The 23,013-nt window shown below is 44.8% G+C and carries 17 protein-coding genes and 1 tRNA gene; 3 read left to right on the top strand and 15 right to left on the bottom strand.

Annotation, left to right across the window (positions count from 1 at the left end; all coding sequences use genetic code 11):
• Positions 1 to 141: 141 nt before the first annotated feature.
• The 4 genes from DK187_RS03525 to DK187_RS03510 all read right to left on the bottom strand — a co-directional run bounded on the left by DK187_RS03525 (position 142) and on the right by DK187_RS03510 (position 4,093).
• Positions 142 to 939 carry an ABC transporter permease gene (locus DK187_RS03525; RefSeq protein WP_111605963.1) on the bottom strand — a complete coding sequence of 266 codons (798 nt, stop codon included), beginning with the start codon at positions 937 to 939 and terminating at the stop codon, positions 142 to 144.
• Positions 936 to 1,823 carry an ABC transporter permease gene (locus DK187_RS03520; protein ID WP_111605962.1) on the bottom strand — a complete coding sequence of 296 codons (888 nt, stop codon included), beginning with the start codon at positions 1,821 to 1,823 and terminating at the stop codon, positions 936 to 938. Before DK187_RS03520 ends, DK187_RS03525 begins: the two co-directional genes overlap by 4 nt.
• The gene (locus DK187_RS03515; protein WP_111605961.1) at positions 1,816 to 2,898 is read right to left on the bottom strand and encodes an ABC transporter ATP-binding protein; all 1,083 of its coding nucleotides are present in this window, start codon (positions 2,896 to 2,898) and stop codon (positions 1,816 to 1,818) included. The genes DK187_RS03520 and DK187_RS03515 overlap by 8 nt, the downstream gene beginning before the upstream one ends.
• 85 nt (positions 2,899 to 2,983) lie before the next feature.
• Positions 2,984 to 4,093, bottom strand: a complete 1,110-nt coding sequence (locus DK187_RS03510) for an extracellular solute-binding protein (protein WP_111605960.1) — start codon at positions 4,091 to 4,093, stop codon at positions 2,984 to 2,986.
• Positions 4,094 to 4,430: 337 nt separating this feature from the next.
• On the opposite strand from DK187_RS03510, the gene DK187_RS03505 reads away from it, so the two are divergent.
• Complete coding sequence (locus DK187_RS03505) at positions 4,431 to 6,404, top strand: methyl-accepting chemotaxis protein (RefSeq protein ID WP_269808137.1); 1,974 nt, start codon at positions 4,431 to 4,433, stop codon at positions 6,402 to 6,404.
• Positions 6,405 to 6,493: 89 nt separating this feature from the next.
• Here the strand turns inward: DK187_RS03505 and serA are convergent, their stop codons facing one another.
• The 11 genes from serA to tkt all read right to left on the bottom strand — a co-directional run bounded on the left by serA (position 6,494) and on the right by tkt (position 20,587).
• On the bottom strand, positions 6,494 to 7,723 hold the full coding sequence (gene serA, locus DK187_RS03500; RefSeq protein ID WP_111605958.1) for a phosphoglycerate dehydrogenase: 1,230 nt from the start codon (positions 7,721 to 7,723) through the stop codon (positions 6,494 to 6,496).
• Between the two features lie 154 nt (positions 7,724 to 7,877).
• A complete protein-coding gene (gene trmA, locus DK187_RS03495) occupies positions 7,878 to 8,990 on the bottom strand; it encodes a tRNA (uridine(54)-C5)-methyltransferase TrmA (protein WP_111605957.1) in 1,113 nt (370 codons plus the stop codon).
• Between the two features lie 108 nt (positions 8,991 to 9,098).
• Positions 9,099 to 10,055 (bottom strand): hypothetical protein, encoded by a 957-nt coding sequence (locus DK187_RS03490; protein WP_223232262.1) that lies wholly within the window; start codon positions 10,053 to 10,055, stop codon positions 9,099 to 9,101.
• Positions 10,056 to 10,094: 39 nt separating this feature from the next.
• Positions 10,095 to 10,790, bottom strand: a complete 696-nt coding sequence (mtnN, locus tag DK187_RS03485; protein ID WP_111605955.1) for a 5'-methylthioadenosine/S-adenosylhomocysteine nucleosidase — start codon at positions 10,788 to 10,790, stop codon at positions 10,095 to 10,097.
• Complete coding sequence (locus DK187_RS03480; protein ID WP_111605954.1) at positions 10,787 to 13,381, bottom strand: nitrogen regulation protein NR(II); 2,595 nt, start codon at positions 13,379 to 13,381, stop codon at positions 10,787 to 10,789. Before DK187_RS03480 ends, mtnN begins: the two co-directional genes overlap by 4 nt.
• Positions 13,369 to 14,472 (bottom strand): substrate-binding domain-containing protein, encoded by a 1,104-nt coding sequence (locus tag DK187_RS03475; RefSeq protein WP_111605953.1) that lies wholly within the window; start codon positions 14,470 to 14,472, stop codon positions 13,369 to 13,371. The genes DK187_RS03480 and DK187_RS03475 overlap by 13 nt, the downstream gene beginning before the upstream one ends.
• A gap of 189 nt (positions 14,473 to 14,661) precedes the next feature.
• Positions 14,662 to 14,746, bottom strand: a tRNA-Leu gene (locus DK187_RS03470).
• A gap of 138 nt (positions 14,747 to 14,884) precedes the next feature.
• A complete protein-coding gene (gene fba, locus DK187_RS03465) occupies positions 14,885 to 15,952 on the bottom strand; it encodes a class II fructose-bisphosphate aldolase (RefSeq protein ID WP_111605952.1) in 1,068 nt (355 codons plus the stop codon).
• Between the two features lie 293 nt (positions 15,953 to 16,245).
• Positions 16,246 to 17,409, bottom strand: coding sequence for a phosphoglycerate kinase (locus DK187_RS03460; protein ID WP_111605951.1), 1,164 nt, complete (start codon positions 17,407 to 17,409; stop codon positions 16,246 to 16,248).
• 46 nt (positions 17,410 to 17,455) lie between these two features.
• Entirely contained in the window at positions 17,456 to 18,475 is a 1,020-nt protein-coding gene (locus DK187_RS03455; RefSeq protein WP_111605950.1) for a type I glyceraldehyde-3-phosphate dehydrogenase, read from the bottom strand.
• A 111-nt stretch (positions 18,476 to 18,586) separates the two neighbouring features.
• Positions 18,587 to 20,587, bottom strand: coding sequence for a transketolase (tkt, locus tag DK187_RS03450; protein ID WP_111605949.1), 2,001 nt, complete (start codon positions 20,585 to 20,587; stop codon positions 18,587 to 18,589).
• A gap of 381 nt (positions 20,588 to 20,968) precedes the next feature.
• On the opposite strand from tkt, the gene metK reads away from it, so the two are divergent.
• Positions 20,969 to 22,132, top strand: a complete 1,164-nt coding sequence (metK, locus tag DK187_RS03445) for a methionine adenosyltransferase (protein WP_111605948.1) — start codon at positions 20,969 to 20,971, stop codon at positions 22,130 to 22,132.
• A 106-nt stretch (positions 22,133 to 22,238) separates the two neighbouring features.
• A complete protein-coding gene (locus tag DK187_RS03440; protein WP_111605947.1) occupies positions 22,239 to 22,985 on the top strand; it encodes a 16S rRNA (uracil(1498)-N(3))-methyltransferase in 747 nt (248 codons plus the stop codon).
• Positions 22,986 to 23,013 lie beyond the last annotated feature (28 nt).

The raw sequence follows: 23,013 nt of genomic DNA, 5'->3' as shown, positions 1-23,013 counted from the left end.
TTTTTTTGGTTTTTTTATTATTTTGTCACATTAATTTGCTTTAACAACCAGAACTGATCACTGAGTAACCAAAAGACATAAAAAAGGCCACTATTCGTATAAATAATGGCCTTTTAACATTAAAACTATCAGGCTATTTCACTATGAATTCGCGGTAAGCTCTCGACGACGCTTCACCTCATACACAATCGCTAACAAGATAGTGATAGAAATCATCACCAAACCCAGCGCATTGACCGCTGGTGTTAACCCTGTTCTCACTTTAGAAGCAATATACACAGTCAGCGTAGTATCGTAACCTTTTACAAATAGGGTCGTGTTGTAATTTTCAAACGATTGCAAAAAGGCGATTGCTGCCGCTGAAATAATGGCGGGCTTCAAATAAGGTAACAAAATACGACGAAATGCTTGCCATTGGGTCGCTCCCAAACTTAGCGCGGCATTTTCAAGTGTGCGATCAAAGCGCTGTAAACGCGCTAACACCATCAGCATAACATAAGCACTAATAAAGGTAGTTTGCGCGACAACCGTTAGAAACACCCCACCACTTACTGATAGGCCTTTCCAAAAAATAAGCGTCGATATACCAACAATGACACCAGGTGTTAATAATGGTGACATCATTAATGTATAAAGAAAGGTCTTCCCTTTGCCCTGTACAGTCGATAAAAAAAGCGCACAACAAATGCCAACAGGTACAGCAACAATCAACACACCTGCCGCAACCACAATACTTGTCCATAATGCCGTCCACATTGCACCATCTTGAGCAAGTGCCTCAAACCATTTTAGTGTCGCGCCCCGCCAAGGTGACACCGTCGGAAAACGGCTATCATTGAAGGTCGCCAATCCCATAATAATAAGCGGGGTAAACAAATAGATAAAAAACACACCAATGTAGAAACGTATTGCATATCGCATGATTGTTTCAGACTTCATTTTGCAATGTCTCCCAATCCAACTTTAAAGACACGCATCACTAACGCAATGAAACCAATACAAATCACCAACAAGAGAAACGCATAAGCCGCGCCTTGGTTCCAATCGCCCCCCTCAAAAAACCAATTATAGATAATTTGTGTAAACCATCGACTCCCCGGTGAGCCCAACAAAGCAGGCACGGCATAACTGCCTGCTGCTAGCATAAAGGTCATTATGCACCCCGTTGCAATCCCGGGCTTAGCGTGCGGTATAACCACTCGCCAGTGAGTACGAATCCAGCCTGCCCCCAAATTACGTGCCGCCTTGATTTGGTTAGTATCCAAGCTTTCAATCGCGTTATAAATCGGAAAGATCATAAATAGAATATAGGCGTACACCATGCCAATTAGCACGCCGCCATCACCAGATAGAAAACGAATGGGGCGATCAATGATGCCGACGCCCAGTAACAAAGCATTCAGCGGCCCCTTATAGGCAAGAATGATATACCAAGAAAAAGTCCGCAGAATCTCATTAATCCAGAAAGGAATAATCAATAGTAAGAGGCAAAGTGCCGCCTTTTGTGGCGTAGCAACTTTGGCCAAATAAAACGCAATCGGATAACTCACCACGAGCGTCAAGGAAGTGACTAGTACGCTCGACCATATGGTCTTGAAGAAAATAGCCAAATGTATTTTATTGCTAAACAGGGTTTCGTAATTTGTCAGTGAATAAACGTCTTCAGGTCCACCGATATCAGCCGGAAGCAAGTTCGGCCGAAGGGAGTAATCAACCATGAGAAGCTGTGGCAAAATTACCAAGCCAATCAGCCAGATAGCAATCATACCAATGATACCAACCGCCAAACCGCTACCGAATCGCGACTTTAGCTGACTAAACATGGCCGCCTCCAGCAATTACAATGGCATCTTTCTCATTATACGAAAGACTCACAGGGGCATTTTTTTGCAAGGCGTCAGAAAACTGATGAGTACCAAGCTGTATAGACAATGCTTGATTAGCTGGCGTATTGGCATTGAGTGTCAAGTACGCCCCCTCAAAATTCACTTCATCAATAGTGGCTTGCAGGGTATGCATACCATTTTCTGCTTGTAGTCTAAAATGCTCGGGGCGAACAAAAAGAGTCGCATCGGTACCAACAGCCACATTTCCTTGGCAGCGTCCTGCTAATTTACCCAGTGGCCCACAATCTAAGACAACAAACTCTGAATTCACTTCAATCACCTTGCCAGCGACAGCGTTATTTTCACCAACAAATGACGCCACAAAAGCGGTATGTGGATCACGATATAAGGTGATAGGATCAGCGACTTGCTGAATACGACCTGCTGACATCACCGCCACACGGTCTGACATGGTCAAGGCTTCCCCTTGATCGTGCGTGATGTAAATAAACGTAATGCCCGTTTTACGCTGAATTGCTTTTAACTCCGTGCGCATGTGCTGACGCAGTTTTAAGTCCAACGCTGACAAGGGCTCATCGAGCAACAAGACTTGCGGTTCGACCGCCAAGGCTCGAGCAATAGCAATGCGCTGTTTTTGTCCGCCGGATAGTTCGGACACTTTTTTGGTTCCACTGCCTTCCAAAGCCACCAACTCAAGCAAACGATCTGATGCTTTTTTACGCTCACTTTTCGAAACACCGCGAACCTCTAAGCCAAATTCAATATTTTCAGCGACTGTCATTAAAGGGAAAAGCGCGAGGTTTTGAAAAATCATCGAAGTTGGTCGTTTGTTGGCTGGTACGCCACGCATACTCTGACCACCAATTTTAATATCACCCTGAGTGGGATCTATGAATCCGCTAATCATGTTTAAAATCGTGGTTTTGCCACAGCCTGATGGCCCTAAAAAACTGAAAAATTCACCTGATTCAATTTTGAGATCGGTTTTCTGTATGGCGGTAAAGTCGCCAAATTGCATGACGGTATTATCTAGATGAACACTGCTATCCATATTTCTCTCGCTGATTGATTTTCTTGACACAATCGTCTCGATACAAAAAAGCCCCTCGTGAAAATCACAAGAGGCCTTCGAGGTTTTATGCAGACAAGTAACGGTCTTGGTACTCATTACGCAACGCTACGTACCATGGCTCTTGAATTGGCCACCACCAAAGGTTGGCAAGATCCTGCTGGCTGTAAGAGTCTTGGAAAAACTGCTTCGTTTCAGCAGGTAAAAGTGCATCAGCGCCTTTCGACGTAGAGTTGTAGCCCGTTGCTTTCACAAACATCGCACCCGCTTCAGGCGTGTAATACCAGTTGATGAACTCGTAAACAGAATCCACATTGTTAGCATTCTTAGGAATAACAAAACCTTCCATCCATGCCAATGCCCCTTCTTTTGGTGCACCGTAAGCAATTGGCTCACCTTCGGATTGCAATTTAAATGCCGTGCTGTCCCACGTTTGACCAATCGTCGCACCATTAGTCCGGAATGCACCTTGTGCCTCGTTTTCAGTTGACCAGAACTGAGCAATGGCCCCTTTATGTTCAACCGCTACTTTGAGAATGACATCAAAGTTAGCACGCATGGCTTGTTCATTTTTATAAGACTCAAGCAATGGATAAGGTAACTTGCCCGCTTTTTCTAACCACAAGCCAATCCCAACCAAAGCAGAATGGCCACGTACCGTGACACCGCCCGCATTCTCGGGCAACCAAAGATCACCGTAACTCAGCTCTTTACTTAGCTTGGCATCGTTTTTATTGTAAGCAATTGCCTCGGTGCCCCAATCAGACGGCGCAAAGTAACGCTTACCTTTTACAACACCACCAACATCAGAGCCCGATAACGCGCTTTCTAAGCAGCCGTCCCAATTAATTCTTTTCACATCAAGCGGTTGAACCAAATCATAATCCACATACCCAGGCACTCGGTCGACCGTTGGCATAATAATATCGAAGCCCGTACCATCCGTAGCACGTAAAGAGTTCATCAACTCATCGTTTGTACCATAGGGCGTAAATGTCGCATTAATACCGGTCTTCGCTTTAAAATCCGCTAGCATTTCATCGGTGATGTAGCCAGCCCAAGCATAGATACGCAATTCTTTGTTCGCAGCAATGGCTCTATTGATAGAAAATGGGGCGGCGGCAACGGCACCTGCAATAGAGGCACCTTTAACAAACTGACGACGAGAAAGGGTCATTCTTGAACTCCTTTGAGTTTATGATTTTTTTGGTCATTCATAGAAAGCGTTTTAACATGTAGAACACTCTTTTATTAAACACTCGTTTAATATCCATTTTAATTTAATACAAAATAATGACGAAAAAGTGACCATGGAAGTTTTTTTTGCTCATTAGGCCCACTTCACTTCCTACACGACGCTAATAGTCAAAAATAAAGCGTCTTTGGGCAATTAGATAGCAAGGCTCAATATCACCCCACTCATCTTTTCAGTGCCCAGCCTGTCACATTTTTGTCATCTATTCCTATTAAGGTAGTCCCATTTTCAAAATAATGTAAACAAAGTAGGTTCTGGATTGAAAATTTCCCATGTGACTCGCACAACAACCATTAGCTATTTCATTATTGCGGGGATGCTCATCGCCCTACTACTTTGGAGTTTGATGAAATTCCGTGATGCGTTTGAGCAAAGCGATGCTTATACCCAAGTTTGGTCCTATTCATCCATTGATCTAAAACAGCTAATCGAAGGGTATCTATCTTCTGGTGAAGCCTCCACATTGCAAACCACCGAGGAATTCATCCAAACTAAAATTCGTCCTGCATTAAGCACGCTACCAGATGACATAAAAGCCCCTATTGAAAAACAGCTGACGGAAATAGAAAAAAGCCTTCAGTCGGATATTAGAGCGGCGGGGAAATTATCGGGGGATCCTTTTGCTCTTATCGAAAATAATGAGCGTCAAACCCTCTTGTCCATAGATGAAGCGGCCGGAAAAATACAATCTTACCAAGCTCAAACTGATATACAGACCGCGGCACCTTATTTAGCTAGCCAAGCTGCATTATATGCAGACCTTATTCATGTCAGCAGTGCGAAGGACGAATTTTTAGCCAACAATACACCGGAAAACTATGAACGTTTAAAGCAAGCCGTACAGCTGTTTCAATCTCACATTAAAGACTTTAGCAATTTGCCCATACTGACATTGGCTGGGGAAGAAAATGGTAGTGCTAATGATGACCTCTCTGCACTAATGGGCTGGTCAACGAGTGCAGAAGAGACAGAACAAGAAACTGACCCCTTGGAAGAAGCCAAAGCCGAGCTGCATTCTTGGTCAGACAGATACCTAAAAGACGTAGACGTGAGTCTTCAGGTGATTAAACAAGCCGTTGCCGCACAGGGTAAAATACGCACTCAGATTAAACAACTTGAAGCGACCCTCAAGTCAGGTACACAAAATATTCAAGAAAGTGCTCAGGCCACGCAGCAACAAACGTTGCTGGCGTTCTCAGTGTTTGTTGTTTTAATGGTACTCACCACTATTTCAGTGCATATTTTCCAAAATAAAGTCGTTGTAAAAAGCGCGAGAGATTTATACACCGCCGTGAAAGAATTAGTGGAACACCAAAACATCAGCACACTAAAAGTTGGCAAAAACAAAAACGAACTGTCAGACGTTGCTCATTATCTAAATCGTTATTTGGAACAAATTGCTGTTCAACGACAACAAAAAGACACCGAACTTAGCAATATATCCTTGTCGCTTAATGACATGCTAAATGCCTTTGGACAAGTACATGAACTCAGCATGGCCTCGCGCCAAGAACTTGACGACACACTAAATATGTCTAATCAAGTCGAAACACTTGCCAATAAAGCCGAAGTCCGAGCTCAGGAAGTCGCCAGCTACGCAGCGGACACCAATACCGCCATGACGCACAGCGTTAATCAAGCCGCCTCATTGGCGATGGCAAATCAGACAACCATGGAACGCTTAGCCAACAGTAACAACGCCTTGACTCACTTAGCCTCCTCAGTATCAAACGCTTCTTCTATCGTTGGTGGAATCAGGGATATTTCGGAACAAACCAACCTGTTGGCGTTAAATGCAGCAATCGAAGCGGCTCGCGCAGGAGAGCATGGCCGAGGCTTTGCCGTTGTGGCGTCAGAGGTGCGCACATTATCAAGTCGGACACAGCAATCATTAGAAGAAATGACAGAAATTTTTTCATCGCTCACCTCGGCCACGAATCAACTAAAAACCAACCTAGAGCTGATTCAAAGTGCGTCAACCGAACAGGTCAGTTTAACGCACGCTCTTGGCCAATCTGCTCAAGAGATCTTAGAAAAATCCAAGCAATCGACCCACTTAGCGAAAAAAGCAACAGGGTATGCTGCAGAGCAAAAACTTGGGATGAATAAGCTAAACGCCGCCGTTGTCAAAGTCCGAGAGCAAGCCAATGAGTCCGAAGCGTTCATGGCAAATGTGACAGACAGTATCAAACAAAAGATTCAAGATATTACAACCACACTCGGTATCCGTTAATAGCCCGAGAAAGTTCGCTCCCAGCCTAGAAACAAAAAATCCAGCTTAATCGCTGGATTTTGGTATCTTACGCAGTGACGACAACGCTATTAAAACAAGACTCGTGCTTTTATCGTGCCATCGACTTCTTTCACTTTTTCAAGTGCAAGTTCACCCGCAGCAGCATCCACATCCATGACCATGTAACCAAGCTTCTCCGTTGTACGAAGATACTGACCCGTAATGTTGATGTTGTTTTCAGAGAAGATCGAGTTGATCTTAGAAAGTACACCTGGACGGTTTTCATGAATGTGGAGAATACGGTGGTTATCCGCTTGAGCAGGCAAGGCCACTTCTGGGAAGTTAACTGCCGCCGTTGTAGTACCCACATCAGAGTATTTAATCAGCTTCTCAGCCACTTCAATACCGATGTTTTCTTGAGCTTCCATCGTGCTACCGCCGATATGAGGCGTTAGGATCACATTGTCTAAACCGCGTAGTGGTGATACAAATTCTTCCTCATTACCTTTCGGCTCAATAGGGAATACGTCGACCGCTGCGCCACCTAAATCCCCAGACTTAATGGCTTCCGCCACGGCGTCTAGATCTGCAACCGTACCGCGCGAAGCATTGATGAAGATAGAACCCTTCTTCATTTGAGACACTTCTTTCGCGCCGATCATCATCTTAGTCGAATTCGTTTCAGGCACATGCAAGCTGATAATATCACTAGTAGACAGCAATTCTTTCAAGCTCTTAATTTGACGTGCATTACCTAATGGCAATTTGGTGACGATATCGTAAAAGCAGACTTCCATGCCTAAAGATTCAGCCAAAACACTCAATTGCGTCCCGATACTGCCGTAACCAATAATACCTAAACGCTTACCACGAGTTTCAAAAGACCCAGCAGCAGATTTGATCCAACCGCCACGATGGCAAGCCGCGTTTTTCGCAGGAATACCGCGAAGTAATAGAATCAATTGCCCAAGAACCAACTCAGCCACGCTACGTGTATTGGAGTAAGGCGCATTGAAAACAACAATCCCCTTCTCGCTGGCGGCATCGAGGTCTACCTGGTTCGTACCAATGCAGAAACAACCAATGGCAACCAGTTTATTCGCATGCTCTAACACACTCGCCGTTAACTGGGTACGAGATCGAATACCAATGAAATGCGCTTCCGAGATTTTCTCGATCAACTCATCTCCTGCTAACGCTGTTTTGTGATATTCAATGTTGGTATAGCCTGCGTCATGCAATGCATCCAATGCTGACTGATGAACGCCTTCTAATAACAAGATTTTAATTTTGTCTTTGTCTAGTGAGTTATTACTCATGGCTCGTTCGACTTCTCTTTGGTGGTGGGGGAAAAAGTTCGCCTATCTTAACACAGAATAATCAGCAGCCTAACGTCGCTGTGAGAATGTCTTTCATTTTAAGAAGAGCAAAACTCATAGCGATGTCAGACCAGTGACTTTTGTTACGAGTTACTTAATTTTCTTCAAGTAACGATTTTCTCTGTAAATACACACCCGTTTCCACATGATGCGTATAAGGAAATTGGTCAAACATGGCATATCGAACCACTTCATGGGTACTCGACAAAGCCTCTAAATTCGCTTTAAGCGTCTCTGGATTACAGGAGATATAAAGAATGGCGTCAATCTTACGAATCAGTTCAACCGTGGCATCATCCAAACCGGCTCGCGGTGGATCAACCAACACCACAGAGGGCGTCAGTTCACTCACGCCCGCCTGAACTAAGCTCTTAGGTAATTCGACGTCACCATTCAAAGCCGCGGACACATCTTCACTGGCCATTTTGACCACTTGGACGTTATTCATGCCATTCATGGCAATATTCAACTGCGCAGAATTCACTGACACTTTCGATATTTCAGTGGCAACCACTCGATCAAAGCGGCGGGCAAGGGGAATAGAAAAGTTGCCGTTACCACAATACATCTCTAACAAATCACCTGATGCCTCTTTTGTAACGTCTAATGCCCATTCAAGCATCTTTTCATTAATGCCAGCATTAGGCTGAGTAAAGCTATTTTCGACTTGTTGATAATGGAATTTTTGACCATTAACGGTCAATGTTTCCATCACAAAATCACGAGTCAAAATTTGTTTTTTCTTACGACTACGACCAATAAAATGACACGCCGGAAAAGCCTCATTTAACTGACGCGCCGCCGCATTCCATTCTGCATCGATGGGCTTGTGGTAAAGCAGGCTAATCAAGGCTTCGCCCGTCGTGGTCGTTAAAAAGTCCACTTGAAAAAGCTTATGACGTAAAACTGGAATATCACGAACCGCATCAAGCAGTTTGGGCATCAATTCATTAATAAGGCTCGATGCCGCTAAAAACTGATCCGTTCGAATCGGTGTTCTAGGATCAGCAGAATCAAACATGGCGTAATATAAGTCGTCGCCTTCATGCCAAATACGGAACTCCGCTCGCATACGATAATGAGAAGACTGACTCGCAAACACTTCCATCTCAGGCAATGACAAAGTCGCCATTAATTTGGCTAATTCAGCTTGCTTTTCCTGCAGCTGCTTTTGATACATTTCTGGTTGGATTTGATCCGGTCTCATAGCTGACTCTCTTGGAAGCGATCGATACTGATTAAGCGCGGCATTATACGAGTTCCCTGCATACAAATCTAATCGCACACCAACATACAATGAAATTAGCCAATCTCATTAGTAAAGGTATTTGGGCCCTAACAAAATTGCCAACGATAACGTCAGTGAAAGCTTACCCTCATAATCCTCATCCGCCTCATGGGTAAACTGAGGCTTTACCTGCCCAATCAGCCAATCTTTATACAGTAAACGCTCGTATTGAAGATTATATAAAAAACTGTCTGGCTCGATGGAGTGTTCGCCTGATTGCAAAAAGCTTAGTTGATAACTAATACGATTTTTTTCATCCAAACGATGCTGTACAAAAAAATTCTCACGAGCATAAAACTCTCCTTCTTTATCGAGCCAAGTGATACCAAAATCAGTGCCTAAGCTCAAGTTTGAACGCAGGGCATAACTCACCCCAACGCCGTAACGCGCCCCAACACCTTTTGAATAATAGGCAAAAGCTTCTTGGCTTTGCCGCCAATTCCACTGATCTTTTCCACCATGTTGATTAAAGCGAAATCGTATAAAAGGATCTAAAGGAATATCGACTCTAATCCCTGTATCAATATCTAAACCGATATCATCTTTTATATAACGAATGGCAGCCGATATATTGGACTTCAAAGCCGAATTAACCACGCTATTTTGCTGTGTAGACTCGCCTCGCAAACGTTCTGGAGCCAAAGAGTCAGGCTCTGATTCAACAATCAATCGCAATCTATCTTGAGTGTTAGGAAGTTTTAATCGAGTACGAAATTCAAAAAAACCAGAACGCTCGCTGTCATATTCACTCAATACCGAGCCAAATCGAATCTGTAAATTACTATCAGAATTTTGTTCTCTGGAGCTTTGCTTTCCTGATAAAAAGGTATCAATACTTTCAGACCAATCGCCAATTGTCTCTGAAATACTCTCATGAAAAGATAACCACCATGAAGTTTCAGCCATTTCATTATTAAAAAACTCTGCCTCGGTTTCCGCAACCCTCTCCTCAGAAAAAGCAAACAAGGGCCAACAAGCCAACAAACAAACTCCTATTATTTGACCCTCATACGACCTCATATTCTAGAAACCTTTAAGCATCTTCTGGATCATAAGAGACGAATTTTCAGCGGCGACTTGAAGGTATTCCTCAAAGCTTTGTGGTGATTCCTTACCCGCAATGTCTGATAAAGAGCGCACAACCACAAACGGCGTAGCAAATTTAAAACAAACCTGCGCCACAGCCGCCGCTTCCATTTCGACAGCAACCAATTCTGGAAACATTGCACGCACCTTATTCACTCTCTCAGGGTCGTTCATAAAGCTGTCACCTGTGCCTATCAGACCCACTTTCGCCTTCACTTGAGTCACTGACGTCAAGGCTTGTTTGGCTTGATTAACCAGCGCCATGTCAGCGGGGTAAGTCGCAGGCATATTTGGCACTTGCCCTATAACATAACCAAAAGCGGTGACATCCACATCGTGATGAACAACGTGGTCAGAAATAACCACATCGCCCACCTGCAATTCAGGGTCAAAACCACCAGCAGAGCCAATATTGATCACATACTCAGGCTTAAACTGGGAGAGCAATAAGGTAGTAGACACCGCCGCATTCACTTTACCGATACCCGATTTCAATAACACAACGTCTTTGCCTTCAAAACGTCCAACAAAAAAATCACAGCCAGCAATAGACTGTTCACGAACCTCTGTCATCCACGCTTTGATCACAGCGACTTCTTCGTCCATGGCGCCAATTAACCCAATTACACTCATTTATTGCTCCCAATATTTGTCTTTTGTTGCATAACTTTTTCAGTAAATAATCTTATCTGATCTACAGAGTAAGGCCACGGCATATCAAAAAATGACACATTATCCGGCATTTCAGACCATTGCTGTAAAGAAAAAAATCGAACTTTTGGAAAAGCGGACTGAATCGCCAATAAAAGCCTTGAAGGCTGAGGCTCCAGTAACACAATGGTCGCTTCAGCATGATACGACAAGACAACCTGATAATGAGAAAGATCTGCCAACCACTGGGTAGTCACATGGTGTTTTTCTAACTCGGTATACCAAATGGCTTTTGTTACTCGACTACCGCCAATCATCACCCAAGAACGCCCTTTTTCATTTGAACGAATAGGCAGAATGCCTTCTAGAGCGCATGCTTTAACCAACACTTGGTGCAAACTATAATCAAAGGAACACCCTTGCAAAGTAAACACATACGGATTCACTTCCACCGGTAAAATACTATTAAGCCAAACAATGGGAAGATGATCACGATTGTATTTTAGCTGCAACGCACGAGTCATATCCGCTTGCGCATTAACATCTTTATCACAGCCAATTAATACTGCATCAAACTTTCTCACCGTACTGGACTGAGTGAAAAAGCTGTCTGTTGATACATATTCTTCAACCTGCATCCCCAGTCTGATCAATGCCTCCCTAATGGCTTTTGTGTTCGGATAATCATTCACTACCCAAGCCACGATCTTATCCGCCACAAAAGAATGAAACTCCGTTCTGCTCTCGTTCTCTCCTACCAACAAATTCAACTGTACGGCATTGTTTTGTAGAATCTTTTGCTGCCCCCCAAGCGTTGTTAGCAACACCTTAATCATCCAATAAAAAAGTGGTCTAAACGCCATATCATTCATTGCGATCATTTCAAGTTCAGAATCATAAAAACGAATAGTAAGACGCCTTTCCGCCATGTCGTTTGACATGACCATCATAAGCAGTACACGAATCAAACTTCTAAAGCTGGCATCTACTGCCACCACCTTCGCTCCAGATTCAATAGAGCAATCCACTAAGGCCCTGTTTGCTTCGACGCCCATCGCGGCCATCACGCGCGCACTTTCTTGGCTAAAAACCTCACCCAGTGGCAAATAAATCACATCACTTTCCGTACAATCAATGTCATCCAATACTGAAATCAACAAAGACAACCAACCCTGAAGATGCCTCGCTTCCAACGGACCAGGCAAAGCAGACAAATACGTTAGCTCATTTAAAATCGCATCTGTATCCACTTTCCTTTGAACAACAGATGATAATGGTTGCAGCTGGGCCAGTTGCCACGTCAAACTCGTCTCTTGAGTGACATTCCGCCCCACCAGCAGCACACCACGATAGTCACTCTCATTCTGAAAGGAATAAGCACGCCATTGATATATTTGACTTAAATTATTGATAGTTAAGTCAAACACCACACCAATCCCCCCCTTTAGCGCTTCCTGAATGGATTGATGACAAGAAATAGGCATAAAATCAAATAATGTCCTAGCCTTCTCAGCATCAGGAAAAAGACGCTTGGCTTCTGCATTGATCAGCTCAATCTCGGCCACCTCATTACAAAAAATAATGGCGCTGTGTACCGATTCAGCCAGTAACATAAACTTATGCTCTTTCGCCCGAATAAAGGCTTTATACTCATTACTTTGTAACTGTATAGGTTGCAGCTCTGCATAGGGCAAAAGGTTGTCCTCACGACGATAAACAATCCTTTCTAAGGGAGAGAAAATTAACTGTCTGATCAAGCGCAACAGAAGCAAGTAACAGCAGAGCAACACCAAGCCGACACATAGAATCAAAGGCATTGCACTGCTTAGAGTCGCAGAAGAAAGCGTATACTTCTGCATAATATCTAACTGCAAATCGGCTTGAACGGGAGACACGAGAGGCAAGCGCGAATGCAGTACTGTGCCAGATAAATCCACCCCCAATTTATGCTCTTCGAGCAAAATACGGTCACGTTCATTGTCATACACACTGACGGCGCTTACCTGAGCACTTTCTAATAACTCATTCGCCAATGTTAAGTTATCGTTTAGCGAAATGAAGCCATATAAAAAACCAATGCTTTCCTGTTCGGCAGAAACCAATCTCTTTTTGTACAACAGCAGAATTGAGTTGTCCTTGGTGACAACAGACGTCCATTTATTCATCAGGCCTGCGTCTAACACAGAACGAAAATCCACCTTGGTAAATAAACGTGCCCTCGGATCCATCGAGCTTTTACCGTTTGCCCACTCAATGTAGAAAAAATCTAAGCCACCAAAAAACAGCACTTCATGATGGCTGAACAATAAGTCCAACTCCCGTCCTGCAGCATAATTGCTCAGAGAAAGGTCTTGACCTATGAATTTCATCTCATCTTCAGCGCGCGCCAAATACCCATTAAATGTCTGTTCGACCATACGGTGCTTTAACGCCAAGTTTGTTTCTAAAGCAGACTGATGCAAAGTATCAATGAAATACAAAATCGCCAAAGCGATGGTTAAAAACACCGCACCGATCAGAATTAGGGCTCTTTGCCGAAAGCGACGACGTAAACTAAAAGTCACTGCTGCCATAATTCCACCGAATAATGATGAGCCTGCAACATCATCAAACGCAAACTCTCAGCGTCTAATTCAGCAGGCATCAAAATGGCGTTGGCCACATAAAGATTTGGCATATTTCTTCCTTCAAGATCTAATTTAATCGCTTCTGCAACCGCAATCGCTAAATCGTCCTTCATGAACAAGACGCTCACTTTCACACGACGACTTTCTAAGTCGGCCAGTCCATTCTGTGCAACTCCCCAGGTATTTGTCTGCGCTTGTGAACGCTCTCCTTGTGCCTGCAATGCCGCCACGACACCATCAGAAATACCTTGAGCACAACTAAAAATAAAATCTATGTCGCCGTCGTTTAAAAGCGTGTTTGCTGCCATAAACGCTTCTTGCTTATCGTCGGGGACAACCAAAATACGCTCAACAGGACGTTTATACTTCATCATTTCATCTAAAAACAAATCACATCGCATATGACCAAGATAACTGGGCGGTAAAATCAACGCCGAAATCCTTGCCTCTGCTGGCAATTGACGATCAAGGTAGCTCGCGAGCATAGACGTCGCTTTCTTTTGGTCAAACCCTACATACATAAGCGGCGGACGATTTATCCAATGAGTTAATGGCGAAGCAAAATCGTATAAAATCACCTTAGGTTTACCAGATCGCAAAAAGCGTTCTAAAAATCGTCGCTGCACAGCCCCTAATTTGGTTACCACCACGTAATCTGGTGATGAGTCAGCTATCTTAAGGTAAGACGTCAAATCACCGTCCCATTCTGATGCGTCCGTGTATGTATCTAAGCGATAGTCTATGTTTAGTTCGCGCATGCGTTTTCTAAACGCCACTAACAATGATCTATTTTCTATCGAGTCCACATCACCAAACAGCAACAAAGCAATACGTACAGCGCTTTTTTGAGAGACACGAATAGGACTAGGAGGAGAGCTGATAATCGTAGAAAATTGCTCAGCTAAAGGACCCTGTCTGGGAATCAATTGATAAAAATCACGGCTGTCCATTAAATCAAGCGCCATACTCGCCGCTTGCGTTGGCATCACCGAACAGCCAAAAGCCACCCAAACAATAAAAGCACACAGTCTTCGCATTACTAAATCCGATCAAGCATCATGGAGAAACATTCTAACCAAATTAGCGAACTTTGATGATGACGGAAACAATAAACTGACAACAAGTACAAAAAATGTGTCTGCAAAGGCAGTAAGCACAAAACAGAAGACGATTTGATAAATTTTAGACATAAAAAAAGCCGACATAAAGTCAGCTTTTTTTAAATTTGGTGCGGAAGGAGAGACTCGAACTCTCACGCCGTGAAGCACTGGAACCTAAATCCAGCGTGTCTACCAATTCCACCACTCCCGCAAGGAATGGCGAGCATTATAGGTAATTGAATTTTCCGGTCAATAGTTTTTTTACTTTTTTATTAAAAAAAATCAAAAATAATTTCCCTGACCTATTTGCTCACCATTTTATTACGCATCAAGCATTTGCAAGCCTGACTTAAAAAACACGACCGCCGGAGTATTCTCCACGCTCATAACGAACCGCCATCTCTTCCAAATTAATGGTATGGATACGAGAAGCCTGACCCGCTGAACCAAACGCTTCATAACGGTCAATACACACCGCTTTCATCGCTTTGATACTTTCCGTCAAATACTTACGCGGGTCAAAGTTGCCTTTGTGCTCCGCCAAACTACGACGAATCGCACCAGTTGCCGCCAGGCGCAAGTCAGTATCGATGTTAACCTTACGAACACCGTAACGAATCGCTTTAACGATCTCATCAATCGGAACACCATACGTCTCAGGAATATCACCACCAAACTCATTGATGATAGACAACCAGTCTTGAGGAACAGAAGACGAGCCATGCAAAACAATATGAGTATTTGGCAATAATGCCACAATTTTGGCAATACGTTCGATGTCCAGAATGTCACCGGTTGGTGGACGAGTAAACTTGTAGGCACCATGGCTCGTACCGATCGCCACAGCCAAGGCGTCGATGCCCGTCGCGTTAACAAAATCCACCGCTTCTTGTGGATCCGTCAACATTTGCGCATGAGATAAAGTACCTTCAGCGCCCACACCGTCTTCTTCCCCAGCTTGACCAGTTTCAAGTGAACCCAATACGCCCAACTCACCTTCTACAGACACACCGCACGCATGAGCGAATTCTACCGTACGACGAGTGACATCCACATTGTATTCATAGCTGGCTGGTGTTTTGCCATCCGCCATCAAGGAGCCATCCATCATCACCGATGAGAAACCTAACTGAATAGAGCGCTGGCAAATAGCCGGAGACGTACCATGATCCTGATGCATCACCACAGGGATATGCGGATAATCTTCAATCGCAGCCGCGATCAAATGACGCAGGAAGTGTGAACCCGCGTATTTACGCGCACCCGCAGAGGCTTGCATTATTACAGGGGAATTCACTTCATTAGCGGCTTCCATAATGGCTTTGACTTGCTCCATGTTATTCACATTGAAGGCTGGCAAACCATAACTGTGCTCTGCTGCATGGTCGAGCAATTGGCGCATACTGATTAAAGGCATAAAAGGTTTCCTCTGACAATTTGTCTTGTTTTGTATTTATAACGTTTGGAGTTACGGTGTTAGTTAACTCTCTGTATTTGTAATCATGGCTTGTTCACACAGACCATGTGGCTTACGCCTTATCGTTATTGTCATACCCGACTGACATCGAGTAGGTCACTCTCTAGTTTTGTTTTCACCAACACTGCTTTCAGTGCAACTCACATCAAACTTCAAACAGTGTTAGTAAAGTAGGCTTTTCGCCTTTTATCATTTATGTCGTGCTTTAGAACGATCTTTGCCGTTCTTTAATACTAATTTTGCGCTCGTGACTCTAACATCGCAACCGCTGGCAACACTTTTCCTTCAACAAATTCTAAAAACGCGCCACCACCGGTTGAAATATAAGAGATTTTGTCAGCAAGACCGTATTTATCGATCGCTGCCAACGTGTCACCACCACCAGCAACAGAGAAAGCATCACTGTCGGCAATGGCTTGAGCGATGACCTCTGTTCCCTTAGAAAAGTTATCAAATTCAAACACGCCACATGGGCCATTCCATAGAATAGTTTTGGCATTTTTCAGAATATCAGCAAGCACTTGGGCTGAGTCCGGCCCCAAATCCATAATTTCCTCATGGTCAGCCACTTGATCGACTGGCTTAACTGTCGCGACCGCCGTTTCCGAAAACTCCGTTCCAACACGAACATCTGTCAACTCAGGAATATCCAAATCAGCCATTAGCTTTTGCGCTTGTGGAATAAGGTCTTTTTCATACAATGACTTACCGACATTGTAACCACGGGCCGCCACAAAAGTATTGGAGATACCACCGCCAACGATTAGCTGATCGCATACCTTAGACAAGGATTCTAATACGGTTAATTTGGTCGATACTTTTGAACCACCTACCACTGCCACCAAAGGACGAGCTGGATTATCAAGGGCTTTGCCCAATGCATCTAACTCTGCGGCTAACAGAGGACCCGCACACGCCACAGGCGCATATTTCGCAACACCATGAGTTGAGGCATGAGCACGATGCGCCGTGCCAAATGCATCCATCACGAATACATCACACAGAGCCGCCATTTTTTTAGAGAGCGTTTCATCGTCTTTTTTCTCGCCAAGGTTAAAACGTACGTTTTCAACCAACACAAGTTGACCTGACTCAACGTCCACACCATCTAACCAATCTTTCACTAATGGCACGTCTTGCCCTAATAAATCCGAAAGATGTGTTGCAACAGGTTGAAGAGAAAACGCTTCTTCATATTGGCCTTCCGTTGGGCGACCAAGGTGCGACATCACCATGACTTTCGCGCCAGCCGCTAGCGCCAGCTTGATCGTTGGTAAAGCCGCGCGGATACGCGCATCACTGGTCACTTTGCCGTCTTTTACTGGTACGTTTAAGTCTTCACGAATCAGCACGCGCTTATTCGTCAGATCCAAATCTTTCATATTTATTACGGTCATGTACGATGTCCTCATCATTTAACGTTCTGACAGATCAAACTCTCTGTTATCGCTTGATCACACCAGACCAATATTTAGCCACATCCAACATACGGTTAGCGTAGCCCCATTCATTATCAAACCAACACAGTAATTTCACCATACGCCGATCAATGACTTGAGTCTGTGTACTGTCTATGATCACCGAGCGTGGGTCATGGTTAAAATCCACCGATGCGTGTGCCTCTGTGGTGAATCCCATAAGTCCGGCATATTTCGAATTGGCGGCCTGCTCTAGCTGCGAATGTATTTGCTCAACCGTCACGTCTTGCTCTGTGCGCAACACTAAATCAATCACGGACACATTCAACGTCGGCACACGCACTGCGTTACACCCCATCTTGCCTTCCAGCTCTGGCATCATGCGCGTAATACCTCGCGCCAACCCCGTATCCACAGGAATAATCGAGCTCAAAGCCGCACGAGTCAGACGCAGATCTTTGGTATGATAGCCATCAATAACAGGTTGATCGTTCATCGCCGAGTGAATCGTCTGAGTCATGCCATGTACAACACCGCAGAATTGCTTAACAATATCCAATACGGGAATCAAACAATTGGTTGTACAAGATGCGGCCGAGACAATACGGTGATCTACCTGAATCTCATGGTGATTAAAACCATACACAATGGTGGCATCAACGTCCGCGGCCGCTGGTTGGGACAATAATAGTCGTGGCACACCAGCGTTTAGATAAGCTTGAGCCCCTTCTCGACCAGAAAAACTGCCTGAACATTCCAGCACCATATCCAACTCAAGAGACGACCAATCTAACTCATCAGGGGTCGCGCAGGAAAAGCATGCAATAGCATCATCACCAACAAGCAGTTGATTCGCTTGCGTCGAAACAGGTAAAGGAAAACGGCCATGAGTCGTGTCATAGCGCGTAAGGTAACTGATTGTCTCGATGTCAGACAATTCATTAATAGCAACCACTTGAATGTGGTCACGGTAGCCGTTCTCATAGAGCGCTCGCAATACCGAGCGTCCGATACGACCATAACCATTGATAGCGACTCGCAACATAGTCCTACTACTTCATCGCAAAGAAAGTAACCCAAAAGCCATCACTTTCCGCCTAATAAAAGGAAAAAGAGGCGCACAAACGCACGCCTCTTTTCTTAGCAAGCAATAACATTACGCGGCTAGAATTTTCTCAGCCGTCGCAACCACATTGTCTACCGTAAAGCCGAAGTGCTTCAGCAAATCACCACCAGGTGCAGACTCACCGAAAGTCGTCATTCCCACCATAGCGCCTTCGAAACCAACGTACTTGTACCAATAATCCGCATGTGCCGCTTCGATGGCAACACGCTTAGTAACGCTGCTTGGTAACACAGACGCTTTGTAAGTCGCATCTTGTGAATCAAATACGTTTGTTGACGGCATAGACACCACGCGTACTTTTCTACCTTTCGCGGTCAAGGCCTTGGCAGAATCCATTGCAAGACCGACTTCAGAGCCGGTTGCAATCAAAATCAGCTCTGGTGTGCCAGCACAGTCATGTAATACATAACCACCTTTGGCTACGTTCGCCAACTGCTCGGCGTTACGCGCTTGCGCAGGCAATCCTTGACGAGAGAAAACCAAAGACGTTGGACCATCACGACGTTCAATACCCGCTTTCCAAGCCACCGCTGTTTCTGCCGCATCGCATGGACGCCATACTGACATGTTGGGTGTCATGCGCAGGTTAGCAAGCTGTTCTACTGGTTGGTGAGTCGGACCGTCTTCACCCTGACCAATCGAATCGTGTGTGTAAACAAACAGGTTCTGAATACCCATCAACGCTGACATACGAACCGCATTACGCGCGTACTCCATAAACATCATGAAGGTCGCGCCGTAGTTAATAAAACCACCGTGCAAAGACGCACCATTCATGATGCCACTCATACCAAATTCACGCACCCCGTAGTAAACATAATTACCGGCTGGGTCGTCTTGAATACCTTTCGAACCAGACCATAACGTCAAGTTAGAGCCAGCAAGATCGGCAGAGCCCCCTAATAACTCGGGCAACATGGCACCAAAGAAACCAATCGCATTTTGCGACGCTTTACGGCTGGCGATGCTTTCGCCTTTGTCTTGGCATTCTTGGATGAAGGCTTTTGTTTTCGCGTCGAAATCCACAGGCAATTCGCCTTTAATAACGCGACGTTCAAACTCTGCAGCCAACTCTGGGTAAGCGGCTTTATAGGCTTCGAATTGAGCATTCCACTGAGTTTCGCGTGCGGCACCTGCTTCTTTTGCATCCCAACCAGAGTAAACATCGGCAGGGATTTCAAAAGGTGCATAAGGCCAACCTAGGAACTCACGCGCTGCTGCGATTTCTGCATCACCTAGTGGTGCACCATGGCAATCATGGCTACCCGATTTATTCGGAGAACCAAAACCGATAATGGTTTTGCAGCAAATCAAACTGGGTTTCGTTGTTTCCGCTTTTGCCGCTTCAATCGCTGCTTTAATCGCTTCTGGGTCATGGCCATCTACGTCAGCAATAACGTGCCAACCGTAAGCTTCAAAACGTTGTGGTGTATTGTCTGTAAACCAACCTTCAACATGACCGTCGATGGAGATGCCATTGTCATCCCAAAAAGCAACCAGCTTGCCTAGACCCAACGTCCCAGCCAATGAAGCGGCTTCATGAGAAATACCTTCCATCAAACAACCATCGCCAAGGAAACAATAGGTATTGTGATCTACAATCTGGTGGCCTTCGCGGTTAAATTGCGCGGCTAGGGTTTTCTCAGCAATCGCCATACCTACCGCGTTACTGATACCGGCCCCCAACGGACCTGTTGTGGTTTCTACGCCATCGGTATAGCCGTATTCCGGATGACCTGGTGTTTTAGAGTGAAGTTGACGAAATTGTTTTAACTCTTCGATTGGCAGCTTGTAACCAGACAAATGCAGTAAAGAGTAAATCAGCATAGAGCCATGGCCGTTTGACAACACAAAGCGATCACGATCTACCCATTTTGAATTATTGGGGTTGTGCTTTAAAAAGTCATTCCATAGCACTTCAGCGATGTCTGCCATCCCCATTGGCGCACCTGGGTGGCCTGAGTTAGCTTTTTGAACAGCATCCATACTCAAAGCACGTATGGCGTTAGCAAGTTGTTTGCGAGACGGCATGGTTATTCTACTCCTGATAGCTTAACGAACAATAGAAGAAACATTCTCTACGGGATAGAGCCACCATGCAATGCTGACCCCATCATTACGCCCAAACATTGGGCAGAGAAAATGAAAATACACATAAATCGGCACCATCGTAACAAAAAAAACGACCTTTGCCTCATTAAAATCTGCAGATCGGGTTGATATTTAAACAACTCTAGTCCATCATTTGACCCACTAAAAGCGTCGATTTGTTTCGGCTTGCGGACGCTATATAAATTCAGCTAAACAGAAGCAATATCACCTGTTTAGCTTTTTTGAAATATAAACATTGCTAAGCGGGTTTTTTTATACCTATTTAGCGCTTATCCATCATTTTTGATAGAGGCACTAAACATGTCAGAATATTCTTTATTTACTTCAGAATCTGTTTCTGAAGGCCACCCAGACAAAATCGCCGACCAAGTATCCGATGCTATTCTTGATGCCATTCTGGCTGAAGACCCAGAAGCGCGTGTCGCTTGTGAAACCCTAGTCAAAACAGGCATGGTATTGGTAGCCGGTGAAGTTCGTACTAACGCATGGGTCGACATTGAAGAAATCGCCCGTGGCGTTATCCGTAAAATCGGCTACAACAGCTCAGACATGGGATTCGACTGGGAATCTTGCGCTGTCATGAATGCCATCGGCAAACAATCTGCCGATATTGCCGTCGGCGTTGACGAAGCCGAAGAACACGAACAAGGTGCGGGCGACCAAGGCTTGATGTTTGGTTTTGCGACAAACGAAACTGACGTGTTAATGCCAGCCCCGATCACTTATGCTCATCGTTTGGTGCAACGCCAAGCAGAAGTGCGTAAAAACGGTACCCTAGACTTCCTTCGTCCTGATGCAAAAAGCCAAGTTACCTTCCGCTACGACGAAAACGGCAAACCCTGTGCAATCGATGCGGTGGTTCTTTCGACACAACACAGCGCGTCGGTAAAACAAGCTGACCTTCGTGAAGCCGTTATGGAAGAGATCATCAAGCCAGTTCTTCCTGCTGAATGGTTATCAAAAGACACCAAATACTTCATCAACCCAACAGGCCAGTTCATCATTGGTGGTCCAGTTGGCGATTGCGGTCTAACGGGTCGTAAAATCATCGTGGATACTTACGGCGGCATGGCGCGTCATGGTGGTGGCGCTTTCTCTGGTAAAGATCCATCCAAGGTTGATCGTTCTGCGGCCTACGCTGGTCGTTATGTCGCGAAAAACATCGTGGCTGCAGGTCTTGCTGACAAATGTGAAATTCAAATCTCTTACGCCATCGGCGTGGCTGAACCAACGTCGATCAGTATCAATACTTTTGGCACGGGCAAAGTCAGCGATGCAGTGATTACACAGTTGGTTCGTGAACACTTTGAATTACGCCCAGCCGGCTTAATTAAAATGCTCGATTTGAAACGCCCAATTTATCTCCCAACCGCGGCGTACGGCCACTTCGGCCGTGAAGGTGAAAACTTCACTTGGGAAAAAACCGATAAAGCCGACGCATTACGCAAAGCCGCTGGTTTATAATTCCCTGATTTTCCGCTATAAAGCCTTCTTCTGCTTTATGATTAAATGGCAGAAGAAGGCTTTTTCATTTCTATATTATTAAACACTCGAAAACATAGGATAAGGTATGCGTATTCCACGAATTTTTATCGACACAGAACTCAACGAGAATACCACTCTTGCCTTACCTGATGCGGCATTTCAGCATTTATGCAAAGTCCTGCGTTTGAAAACGGACCATCCTATTCGTGTGTTCAATGGCCGAGCGTTTAACGATCAAGTCGGTCAATTTAACGCTACCCTGTGCGATGTCGAAAAACGCTCTGCTAATATCCAGATTACCGACTTTGAAGCGTTAGATAATGAATCCCCGATTCAAGTTACCATAGGACAGACATTATCTCGTGGCGAGCGTATGGATTACGCCATTCAAAAGTCCGTCGAAGCCGGGGTATTTGCTATTCAGCCACTTTTTAGTGAACGCTGTGAAGTCAAGCTTCAAGAAAGTCGAGCGGAAAAGCGCCAACAACATTGGCAGCAAGTTGCTATCAGCGCGGCAGAACAATGTGGCCGAGGCGTGGTTCCCATCGTTTACCCTCCCATAGAATTGACCGAATGGGTGGAGAAATGTAACGAAATGTTAAAACTCACTTTACATCATCATAGTGCCAAACCGATTCGCCAATATGAAAAACCAACAAACAATCGCATTGCTTTGTTAATCGGGCCGGAAGGCGGGTTGACAGAAAAAGAGGTTCAACTGTCTGAAAAAACAGGGTTTCACGCCATTACACTTGGGCCAAGAGTACTGCGGACTGAGACCGCTCCGGTGGTCGCGCTTAGTGTCATTAATGTTTTGTGGGGCGATATTTAATCTATTCTCATATCCAGCAAGCACTAAC

The sequence above is a fragment of the Marinomonas arctica genome (assembly GCF_003259225.1).
Taxonomy (GTDB): Bacteria; Pseudomonadota; Gammaproteobacteria; order Pseudomonadales; family Marinomonadaceae; genus Marinomonas; species Marinomonas arctica.
The sequence above is the reverse complement of the archived record's forward strand: the minus strand, read 5'-3'. Positions and strand labels throughout refer to the sequence as shown.